Origin of the sequence: uncultured Muriicola sp., assembly GCF_947258935.1 — a bacterium.
In the GTDB taxonomy this organism is placed as follows: Bacteria; Bacteroidota; Bacteroidia; order Flavobacteriales; family Flavobacteriaceae; genus Muriicola.
Genome location: NZ_CAMYKH010000067.1, coordinates 1 through 11,049, shown reverse-complemented (window position 1 = coordinate 11,049; position 11,049 = coordinate 1). Strand labels below are relative to the sequence as shown.

Here is an 11,049-nt window from a genome sequence, read left to right as displayed (position 1 = left end):
AAATGATAATGTGAATTGGACATTTGCCCAGGGAGGTACTTTAATGGTCAAAATGGCCATGGGTGATGTTACCAGAGCAGATGATGGCAAATATCACAGGGTAATTATTGCACAGATCCATGGCAGATTGACCAATGAACAGAGAGATCTGATAGGTCAAAAAGACAACAATGCTCCACCAATATTAAAAATTTATTGGGATAAAGGTAAGATCAGGGTAAAGACAAAAGTCTTAAAAAACGCCGGTGTGGACCAGGAAACGATCTTACATAAAGAAGCCTGGGGTGACGATAAGGGTAGAAATTTTGAACAGGAAGTAGGGTTTAGAAAATTCACCATAGAAGTTAAAGTGAGTGACGGTAAAATGTTGGTTTCATTAAATAAAAGTGAATTCTTTGTATATGATGATGCGAGTATAAAGCGATGGGGGATCTTTGAAAACTATTTTAAGGTCGGTAATTATCTTCAGACCAGAGATGAAGGGGCATCTGCCAGTGTGAAGGTGTATGAACTTGAAGTAGAGCACTAGAAAACAAGAAAATGAATAATAAAATTACAGATCGGCTTAGTGTAAAAGAGATAATAGTTGCTTCAACGTTTATCCTGTTCGCAACCTTATTTTTTGCATGTAATAATGAAAGTAAAGAAATTAACACTGAAGAAGAGCCAATAGTCGTAGTGGAAACACCCGTAGAAGAGCCTGTAGTAGAAGAGAAATCGTTTTTGTTGCCAGATATTGATTTAAACAACTGGAAAGTTACTTTGCCAATTACGGAAAATGGAAAACTAATAGAAGTAGAGCCTCCTGAAATTTTAGACTATGCTACCAATGAAACGCTAAAACCGTTTATGTACAACGATTCAACCGATGGTTCTTTAGTTTTTTATACCTACCCGGGAGAGACCACGGCGAATTCCTCCTATTCCCGCACTGAATTAAGGGAACAAATGGTACCTGGAAGTAATTCTACCAACTGGACATTTGCCCAGGGCGGAAGAATGAAAGGAACATTGTCCGTGCCGGAAATCTCTCAAGCTGCCAATGGTGACTATTACAGGACCATGGTGATGCAGATACACGGCCGCTTAACTAATGAACAGCGAGACCTGATTGGGGAGAATGACAACAATGCACCCCCGGTTCTGAAGATCTATTGGGATAAAGGAAAAATAAGAGTAAAGACCAAAGTATTAAAAGACCTGAATGCAACCTACGAAGAAAGTTTACATACCGATGCATGGGGTGACGATGTAGGATATAATTTCCCAGTGGAAGTAGTTGATCAAATGTTTACCCTCGAAATAATTGCTTCTGAAGGAAGGATGGAGGTTATTCTGAATAACGAACATTCTGTGGTGTACGATGATATTCACATGGAAAAATGGGGAATCTTTGAAAATTATTTCAAGGCGGGCAATTATTTACAAACTACTGATGAAGCGGCCACTGCCACGGTTAAATATTTTGATCTGGTTGTGACTCATTAATCGGCAAAGGATATAGAATATTATAAGAAGTAAAAGGAATTTAAATTTTGTTTAGTTAGTTGAGTTAGCCTTTGAAGCATATTACTGGCCTGAAATCAGGCCGGTAAGATGCTTAAACAAAAATATAAATCAGAATAAAATAGGGAAAAATGTTTTTATACATTCAATTTCATTATTTTAACAAACCAATCTGGTTAACCAATTTAAAATGAATAAAAGCATATGAAATTAGAAATTCTCACTAAAACTGATAACAAAGAAGTTCAGAATAAGATCATAGCAGGAATTAAGGATTTGATCAATTTCAAAAATTTAGAGCCGGGAGAGAAACTACCCTCAGAACGTAAGTTGTCAGAAAAATTTGGGGTTAGCAGAAGTAATGTGAGAGAGGCAATTCAGAAATTAGAATTTTATGGAATACTAAAACCTATGCCTCAAAGCGGCACTTTTATTGCAAATATCGGAATTACCGCTATTAATGGCATGATTGAGGATATCCTGGAATTGGAAGATCCGGATTTTAAGTCCCTGGTAGAAACCAGGATTTTACTCGAATTAAAAACGGCCAGATTGGCTGCGATAAGAAGAACAGAATCTGATTTAAAACGTATAAGACAGGCTTTGGATGCATATAATAAAATGGTATTGGAAGGAAAGGATGCTGTGCAGGAAGACCTGTTATTTCATCTGGCCATTGCAAAGGCAAGTGGCAATAGTACCATAGAAACGCTCATGCTTATCATCACGCCGGGAATCATTACAAACTTTGAAAAACACCATGTTTGTGATGAGAATCAGGTCATTTTAGCCATGCAGGAACACGAAGAGATTTACGAGGCTATTGAAAAGCAGGATTCTCAACTAGCCAAGAATAAAATGAAATTACATTTTGATATTTTGTATCAATACTGTTATAATGCCAAACTAGTAACTTGAAGGTAAAAATGCACGCTTTTGCTTTCAAAAATTGAAATTAAAGAGGGAAGAAAATACATAAATCGTGATTACGGTACTATTTATTAAACAGATCTTAATGATCTGTTACTCCCTTGTTTTAAATAAGATTTAATATTTCGGATCAATTTTATCGCTCAAAGCAGATAAAACTGAAGTAAGATCTATTGAATTTAATGTGCCAATCTTTTTAAATCAGAAGTATGAAGGTAAAAGGACTTAGATGGTGGATTATCACATTAATTTGTCTAGCCACGGTAATCAACTACATAGACAGAACCGCTTTCGGCGTTATGTGGCCCGAAATGGGCAAGGACCTGGGAATGGATGAAGCAGATTATGCGATAATGCTCAATATCTTTATGGTTACCTATGCAGCCGGAAAATTCTTATCTGGCAAACTTTACGATATGATAGGTACCCGTTTGGGTTTTGTTGTCTCCATAGTTGTTTGGTCTGTCGCTTCTATTTTCCATGCCTTTGCCAGGGGATTAGTTTCCCTGTCTGTTTTCAGGGGACTTTTAGGCTTAGGTGAAGCCGGCAACTGGCCGGGTGCAGTGAAGAGTAATGGAGAATGGTTTCCTATTAATCAACGAGCCATCGCCCAGGGTATTTTCAATGCAGGAGCTTCCCTTGGAAGTGTAATTGCCCCTGTACTTATAGCATATCTCTACAGCCAATTCGGTTGGAGATCCACTTATATCATAATAGGGGCGGTAGGATTAGTTTGGGTGATTCCATGGTTATTTATGAATAAAGCCCTTCCGGAAAAGCATCCCTGGATCACAGATGAAGAGAAAGCTTTGATCGTGGCCGATAGAATTAAGCCCAAAGATGACTCAAAGAAAGAAAAAGGCTTATCCGTTCTTCAAATATTAGGATTCCGGGAGTCCTGGGGGGTCCTTGCATCTCGTTTTTTTATTGAACCAATATGGTGGTTGTTTGTAGGTTGGATGCCGCTCTACCTGAATTCTGAATTCGGTTTTAGCATTGAAGAGATAGGCGCCACAATCTGGATCTCCTATTTAGGTGGTATGGCCGGTAGTATATTAGGTGGTTGGTACTGTGGCAAACTTATGGAAAAAAGATCTGTAGATGCCGCAAGGAAAATAACGATAACCATAGGTGGAGTGCTGATCTTTGTAGGCCTGCTAGGTATTATCTTCCTGGTTACGGAGAAAAATCCAATGACGTTTATTTATATCGTTGCAATTGTTCTTTTTGGTTTTCAATTTGCCATCGGAAACATCCAAACCATTTCCAGCGACTTGTTCCGCGGGCCATCTGTTGGTACCCTGGCCGGTTTGGCTGGAACTGTAGCGGCTGTCTCGGTAATTATAATGAACTGGCTGATCCCAAAAATTGCAGCTACATCGTACACCCCAGCATTTATTGTCATTGCAGTATTGGCCCCATTGGCCGTGCTTTCAATATATGGTCTAATTAAAAAAATTAGACCGGTAGAAATTCAAATAGATTAATAAGCATAAAATTAGAATAACATGAATACAAAAGGAAAAATAGCATTTATAACCGGAGCTACAGGAGGTATCGGATTTGCAGTTGCGAAACGACTTGGAAAAGACGGTTATACCGTAATACTAAACGGAATAGAGGATGATAAGGGGGCAGAAAGGGTCAAGGAACTTGCTGCTGAAGGTATTTCTGCCGAATACTATGGATTCGATGTTACAGATGAACAAGCGGTATCATCAGCTGTCCGTAAAATAGGAGAAAAGTATGGTAAGATAGACGCTATTATAAACAATGCGGGAGGCCTCGGTGGAAGATCCAGGTTTGAGGATATGACCACAGACTTCTACAGAAAAGTAATGGCATTAAACCTAGATTCAACGTTCTTTGTCTCAAGAGCTGCCATCCCTTACCTTAAAAAAGGGAAGAATGCTTCCATTATAAATTATACTTCTATCGCGGCGTGGAATGCCGGCGGACCTGGAGCAGGTATTTACGGAACATCTAAAGCAGCAGTTCAAGCAATCACAAGAGCATTAGCAAAAGATTTAGCCGAATATGGAATTAGAGTAAATGCGGTATCACCGGGTACAATTGATACTCCTTTTCATACACAAATAAAATCCACCAAGCCGGAAGTATTCGCTTCCTGGAAGAACAATATCTTATTAGGCAGATTAGGTCAACCAGAGGATGTAGCGTCCGTTGTATCCTTTTTGGTAAGCGATGATGCTGCTTTCCTTACTGCTGAAACCATACAAGTTGGAGGCGGACAAGGCCTGGGAATCTAAAAATATTAATATGGGTAAATTAAAAGGAAAAATAGCGGTTGTTACCGGAGGATCAAGAGATATTGGTCGAGCAATATCAATAAAACTCGCCAAAGAAGGCGCCAAGGTAGTGGTAAACTATTTTAATTCGGAAGCCGGAGCTCAGGAAACTGTAGATGAAATAAAATCTTTGGGACAAGAAGCTATTGCGGTTAAAGCCGATGTTTCTAATCTTGACGATATAAAGAATCTAAAGAAGAAAATTGTTGAGGCATTTGGCAGTAAAATCGATATTCTGGTAAATAATGCAGGCGGTCTTTTCGCGCGAAAAACATTGCAAGAATTTGACGAGAAGTTCTATAACCTGGTTATGGATGTCAACTTTAAGTCGACAGTTTTTGTAACCCAGGCTTTGGAACCATTGATGGGTAAAGGAGCCTCCGTGATCAATCTTTCTTCTCAGGCAGCAAGAGATGGTGGTGGTGGGGGATCTGCTCTGTACAGCTCATCTAAAGGTGCTGTTAGTACTTTCTCCAGGGCAATGGCTAAAGAACTTGGCCCTAAAGGAATTCGTGTAAACGCCCTTTGCCCGGGTTTGATCGGGACAAAATTTCACGATGATTTTACAAAAGATGAAGTGAGACAAAAAGTGGCCGCCGGTACTCCTCTGAGAAGAGAAGGAAGTGCAGAGGAAGTAGCCGATCTGGTTGCCTACCTAGCCTCAGATGAAGCTTCTTTTATTACAGGAAATAACATTGACATTAATGGAGGTCTGGCATTTAGTTAGACCAATTATAAGTACTACAAATCACAACAACCAAAATGAAAAAAGTAGTAACCTTCGGGGAAATTATGTTGCGTCTGGCACCTCCCGGATTTTTGAGATTTTCACAGACCACCAGTTTTGATGTGGTATATGGAGGCGGAGAGTCTAATGTGGCTGTTTCTTTGGCCAATTATGGCGTCCCTGTAGATTTTGTGACCCGTTTACCAAAAAATGACATCGGTGAATGTGCCCTGATGGAAATGCGGAAAAGGGGTGTAAATACCCAGAATATTATTTTTGGAGGTGACCGTTTGGGGATCTATTTCCTGGAAACAGGAGCTGTAAGCAGGGGTAGTAAGGTGGTATATGACCGGGATCATTCTGCTATTTGCGAAATAAAACCGGGAATGATCAATTGGGAAAAAGTGTTTGAGGGAGCCGGTTGGTTTCATTGGACAGGCATTACCCCCGCTATTTCTCAAGGCGCAGCAGATGCTTGCCTGGAAGCCGTAAAAGTGGCCCGTAAAATGGGCGTCACCATTTCTACAGACCTGAACTACAGGGCTAAACTTTGGCAGTATGGAGGCGACCGGGAAGCAATTATGACCGAACTTACCTCCTATTGTGATATTATCCTTGGCAACGAAGAAGATGCGGAAAAGCACTTTGGCATTCATCCGGAAGGCTTGGATGTACACAAAGACGGACACGATGTAAAAGCTGAGGCTTTCTTATCTGTTTGCAAGCAAATGATGAAAAAATTCCCCAACGCTAAAAAAGTGATCACTACGTTAAGAGGATCTATTTCAGCTTCACACAATACCTGGGCAGGTGTTTTATATGATGGGAAGAAAATGTTTGAGACCCGCCAATATCAAATTACCGATATTGTAGACAGAGTAGGTGGAGGTGATTCTTTTATGGGCGGACTTATCTATGGCCTTCTGACCTATCCAAAAGACGATCAGAATGCATTGGATTTTGCCGTAGCAGCTTCTTGTTTAAAGCATACTATTAAGGGAGATGCCAACCTGGTAACAGTAGATGAAGTTAACAAATTAATGGGTGGAGATGCCTCAGGCAGAGTCGCCAGATAAAAATTATGGCACAATATTCAAGAATTGAAGTGGCAAGTGTAATGAAGGAAACCGGTATGGTTCCCCTGTTTTACCATCCCGATATTGAATTGGGAAAGAAAGTATTAAAAGCCTGTTATGATGGTGGCGCCCGACTTTTGGAATTCACAGCACGCGGAGATTTTGCCTTTGAAGTATTTTCAGAGCTTAACAAATATGCTATTAAAGAATTGCCTGGGATGATCTTGGGGGTTGGCTCTATCACAGATGCAGCCGCCGCTTCTATGTTTATGCAAATGGGTGCAAATTTTATTGTAACACCTTCTCTTAGGGAAGACATTGCTATTGTTTGTAACAGGAGAAAAGTACTTTGGTCCCCTGGTTGTGGCTCCCTTACTGAGATCAATAAGGCAGAAGAGATGGGGTGTGAAATAGTGAAATTGTTTCCCGGTGACCTCTATGGTCCAGGATTCGTTAAGGCCATAAAAGGTCCTCAGCCCTGGACAAGTGTAATGCCAACAGGAGGTGTAAGCACGGAAGAAGCAAATTTAAAGGCCTGGTTTGATGCCGGAGTTACCTGTGTTGGCATGGGCTCTAAACTTATCTCAAAGGAAATTTTAAGTAAGAAGGATTTTGATGGGCTAGAAACACTAGTTCATACTACCTTAAAAACTATTGCGAAAATAAGGAACTGATCTTATGGAACAACCTATAGCTAGTAATTCATGGCTTAAGAAGGTACTTGCAGTGGTGCTGGCTTTTGGCCCTGGGATCTTTGCCATAGGTTATACCATAGGTACCGGCAGCGTAACCTCCATGATCGTCGCCGGAAGCACATATGGAATGCAACTGCTTTGGGTACTGCTCCTGAGTTGTATTTTTTCGGGAGTATTGATGTTCGCCTATGGCAATTATGCTTTGATTTCCGGAGAAACAGCCCTCTTTGCTTTTAAAAAACACTTGAAGTGGGGCAAACTGATTGCCATTCTGATCATCATCGGTATTTCCTTTGGACAATGGAATTCCCTGATGGGCATCCTGGGTATATCTGCCAATATTATTTTTGAATTATTCCTGCTAAATTTTCCACAACTAGCCGATTTTCAGTACGAGGGTGTCCTGGGGATTGCCATTTTAATCATTGTTATTATGTACGGTCTACTCTTGGTAGGCAAGTATACCTTTTTTGAAAAAGTACTGGTCATCTTTGTGACCATCATGGGACTCTCTTTTTTAATATCCCTGTTTATGGTATATCCACAACCTGTAGAGGTCCTACAGGGATTGGTACCTTCTATCCCGGAAGTAGAAGGAGGCCAGATGATGGTAGCCGCTTTTGTCGGCACTACCATGGCGGCAGCAACCTTTTTGTCCCGGCCCCTTTTTGTTAAGGGAAAAGGCTGGACCATTAAAAATCTGGGACAACAGAAAAAGGATGCGATCATAGCCGCGTGTTTGGTATTTGCCATAAGTGCCGCGGTAATGGCCGTTGCCAGTGGGGCCTTATTTCATCAGGGACAACCTGTAACCAAAGTTCTGGATATGGCCAACACCCTGGAGCCCGTTGCAGGTAAGTTCGCATTGTCCTTATTCTTCTTTGGAACCTTAAGCGCCGGACTTTCCTCCATATTTCCGTGCCTATTGATCGCTCCTATCTTAGTGGCCGATTACCAATCCGGGGAATTGGATACAAGTTCCAGACAGTTTAAAATCATTACGGCTATAGCCTGCTTGTTTGCATTGATCGTGCCTGTATTTGGGGCAAATCCTATTCAAATGCAGATCTTATCTCAGGTTTTTAATGTGTTTGTGCTTCCATTGGTCATCCTGGGCATTCTAATGCTGATCAATAAAAAAAGTCTGATGAAGGGTTACAAAACCCATATGGGATTGAATATTGTATTATTCCTCTCGCTGATATTCGCCATTATCATTTCTTATAATGGCATAGTAGCCTTGTTTGACTTTTTTTAAAGAACCCCCATAATCTTGATTAAATACTACTTTTGCGTATTGATTTAAGATTCAAACATTCTTATTGCCATATCTCATTCTCCAACATATTGGCCGTTTTAATTTGGTATATCGTTCTTGGATTCTAACTAGAGCAGGTCCATTACCCTTTCCAGGGCCATTCCCCTTGATCCTTTTATCAATAAGGAACCCTTTTTAATTGGGTTTTGGTCTAAATATTCCAGGAAAGACTCAAAAGATCTGAATTTCTTACAACTAGTATCTGTGTCATAAAAATGCGCACCAACCAGAAAACAATCATGGAAGGGCATTTTTTCTGCCATTTCTGAGACCCTTTGGTGTTCCTCTGCGGCACTATCCCCTAATTCGAACATATCACCCAGGAGAACAGTTTTGAATAGCGCTGGTATTTGATCAAAGGCCTCCAGGGCTACCTTCATGCTGCTGGGGTTGGCATTATAAGCATCGAGCATAATGCGAATGCCATTTTTTTCAATAAGTTGTGATCTGTTATTTTCGGGTTGATAGGTTTCAATTCCTTTTTTGATATCCGATATAGGTACCCGGAAATAGATCCCCATCAACGCGGCTATGGCACAGTTCGCAAAATTATAGGCTCCCGGTAATTGAGTTACCAATGTTTCCCCCTTAATTTTTAATTTCACGGTGGGGTCTGCTCCCAGGAAGGAAATACACTCGTACTGGGTATTATCAGTGCTAAATCCGGTCTTGAGATTATAATCCCGGAGTTTCTTTTGCTGTATAGGATCGTCTGCGTTCCAAAAGATATGTTTCCCATGGGTCATTAAGTGGTCATACATTTCACTTTTCCCCTTGATAACTCCTTCAAAACTTCCAAAACCTTCCAGGTGGGCCTTTCCAAAATTTGTAATATATCCATGATCTGGTTGTGCCACAGAGCAAAGGAAGGCGATCTCTTTCTGATGATTGGCTCCCATTTCCACAATTGCGATCTCCGTATCCTTTTGGATTGAAAGTAAGGTAAGGGGTACTCCTATATGATTGTTTAGGTTTCCACGAGTTGCTATGGTCTTGAATTTCTGGGAAAGTACAGCATGTATCAGTTCTTTGGTAGTGGTCTTTCCGTTACTTCCGGTAAGCGCTACAATGGTTGCATTGGATTGAAGGCGATGATGGGTTCCAAGAAGTTGTAATGTCTTTAGCACATCCTCTACCAGGATACACGTATCATTCACAAGGTATTCTTCTTCATCAATGATCGCATATGCGGCTCCAGAATCGAGAGCTTGCTGCGCAAAGGTATTCCCATTAAAATTTGGTCCTTTTAAAGCGAAAAACAGGCAGTTTCGGCCAATCTTGCGCGTATCTGTGGAGATCGTTGGATATTTTAAAAATAGCTCATAGAGCAGTTCTATTTTCATGCCCTAAAGATAAAAAAAGCCTTGACTTTATCGTCAAGGCTTTTACCTACACTTATTACTGTTTAAACTAAATGGAATTTAACCATAAACCCATTTTAATTACTCCACTAAATCAAAATAATTTTGTTCTACAGATTCCACTAGTGCCCCCCAGGCACTAGTAGTTTATTATTGCTTAGATCCCTAATCAAAAGCAAATCCTGTTGAAACTCTGAAAATAAATGCAAATAATACTATTGCGTAGCTGGCGATAAATAACCAGGATAAAGATTTTAAATAATTCTTTGCAATGTGATTGCTAATGTTTTGAAAAGCTTCTGAATACAAGTTTTTAATTAACATTACATTTTTCATAATATAATAGATTTGGGTTTATTTAAATTTGTAACACCTTGATTAAAAATTTGATATTGTATCGTGGTGTCTATAAGTAAAATGCTCATTTGTAGGAAATAGTATTATAAATCGACAAAACGTTTGATATAATCGATGTAATACACTATAGATGATAATATATCTATAAAAAAAGCTATAAAAATTAGTATTACATATACTAAAAATGAATAAATACATGGTTAATGAACCTTAATAATAGACCTTTTGTAGAGTTCGTAGTACGAGTATATCCAATAAAGTGAGAATAAGATTACATAAATAGTTTCCTAATTTCCTTTTCCTTCCTGATAAACTTGAAATCTTAACTTCTTGTTTTAGCAAGTTCTTTAATGATCTATTTAAATATAAAGAGTACATATATGGTTCAGGTTCACAGCGTAGTAGAGATAACGGATAATTTGGAAAGGTTCAGTAAATGCCCAAGGATTTAGTTTGTCTAAAGCTGTACAAAGCGGATGTAGTTATAATGGTATTAGTACAATAGCGTATTAAAGCTTGTTTAAGTTTTAGTCCTGGATATATTCGCCGACCTTCTGAAGAAAAAGGAGTATGGCTATTCTGCAGGATATTTTAATCATTTTAATACATCTGAACGAATACAGCGCCATATAAGAGTTAAGTAACGGCCCTTAAGCTTTCCTATAAAGAAGTGAAGTTCTGCGACCAGGAACGGTTATACTCCATTTTATTTGTGTTTAATGGTTAAAAAAAAGCCCCGACAGTTATGTCGGGGCTTTACTATATTATAT

At 39.6% G+C, this 11,049-nt stretch carries 11 protein-coding genes; 9 read left to right on the top strand and 2 right to left on the bottom strand.

Annotated elements, in window-relative coordinates:
• From Q0X72_RS10960 to Q0X72_RS10920, 9 genes are all read left to right on the top strand, one after another.
• A partial coding sequence (locus Q0X72_RS10960) for a polysaccharide lyase family 7 protein (protein WP_297765196.1) occupies window positions 1–529 on the top strand: 529 nt, incomplete at its 5' end.
• An 11-nt stretch (window positions 530–540) separates the two neighbouring features.
• On the top strand, window positions 541–1,488 hold the full coding sequence (locus Q0X72_RS10955) for a polysaccharide lyase family 7 protein (RefSeq protein WP_297765194.1): 948 nt from the start codon (window positions 541–543) through the stop codon (window positions 1,486–1,488).
• A gap of 222 nt (window positions 1,489–1,710) precedes the next feature.
• On the top strand, window positions 1,711–2,424 hold the full coding sequence (locus Q0X72_RS10950; protein ID WP_297765190.1) for a FadR/GntR family transcriptional regulator: 714 nt from the start codon (window positions 1,711–1,713) through the stop codon (window positions 2,422–2,424).
• A 221-nt stretch (window positions 2,425–2,645) separates the two neighbouring features.
• Window positions 2,646–3,923 carry an MFS transporter gene (locus tag Q0X72_RS10945; RefSeq protein ID WP_297765188.1) on the top strand — a complete coding sequence of 426 codons (1,278 nt, stop codon included), beginning with the start codon at window positions 2,646–2,648 and terminating at the stop codon, window positions 3,921–3,923.
• Between the two features lie 21 nt (window positions 3,924–3,944).
• Window positions 3,945–4,706, top strand: a complete 762-nt coding sequence (locus Q0X72_RS10940) for an SDR family NAD(P)-dependent oxidoreductase (RefSeq protein ID WP_297765187.1) — start codon at window positions 3,945–3,947, stop codon at window positions 4,704–4,706.
• 10 nt (window positions 4,707–4,716) lie between these two features.
• Window positions 4,717–5,472: an SDR family NAD(P)-dependent oxidoreductase gene (locus Q0X72_RS10935; RefSeq protein WP_297765185.1), complete on the top strand. Its 756-nt coding sequence runs from the start codon at window positions 4,717–4,719 to the stop codon at window positions 5,470–5,472.
• Between the two features lie 35 nt (window positions 5,473–5,507).
• Window positions 5,508–6,548, top strand: a complete 1,041-nt coding sequence (locus tag Q0X72_RS10930; protein ID WP_297765183.1) for a sugar kinase — start codon at window positions 5,508–5,510, stop codon at window positions 6,546–6,548.
• Window positions 6,549–6,553: 5 nt separating this feature from the next.
• Window positions 6,554–7,222, top strand: a complete 669-nt coding sequence (locus Q0X72_RS10925) for a bifunctional 4-hydroxy-2-oxoglutarate aldolase/2-dehydro-3-deoxy-phosphogluconate aldolase (protein ID WP_297765180.1) — start codon at window positions 6,554–6,556, stop codon at window positions 7,220–7,222.
• A gap of 4 nt (window positions 7,223–7,226) precedes the next feature.
• The gene (locus Q0X72_RS10920) at window positions 7,227–8,501 is read left to right on the top strand and encodes an Nramp family divalent metal transporter (protein ID WP_297765178.1); all 1,275 of its coding nucleotides are present in this window, start codon (window positions 7,227–7,229) and stop codon (window positions 8,499–8,501) included.
• A gap of 128 nt (window positions 8,502–8,629) precedes the next feature.
• On the opposite strand, the gene murF is transcribed toward Q0X72_RS10920, so the two are convergent.
• Complete coding sequence (murF, locus tag Q0X72_RS10915; RefSeq protein ID WP_297765176.1) at window positions 8,630–9,904, bottom strand: UDP-N-acetylmuramoyl-tripeptide--D-alanyl-D-alanine ligase; 1,275 nt, start codon at window positions 9,902–9,904, stop codon at window positions 8,630–8,632.
• A gap of 183 nt (window positions 9,905–10,087) precedes the next feature.
• Window positions 10,088–10,246, bottom strand: coding sequence for a DUF6747 family protein (locus Q0X72_RS13970; protein ID WP_367180452.1), 159 nt, complete (start codon window positions 10,244–10,246; stop codon window positions 10,088–10,090).
• Between the last annotated feature and the right edge of the window lie 803 nt (window positions 10,247–11,049).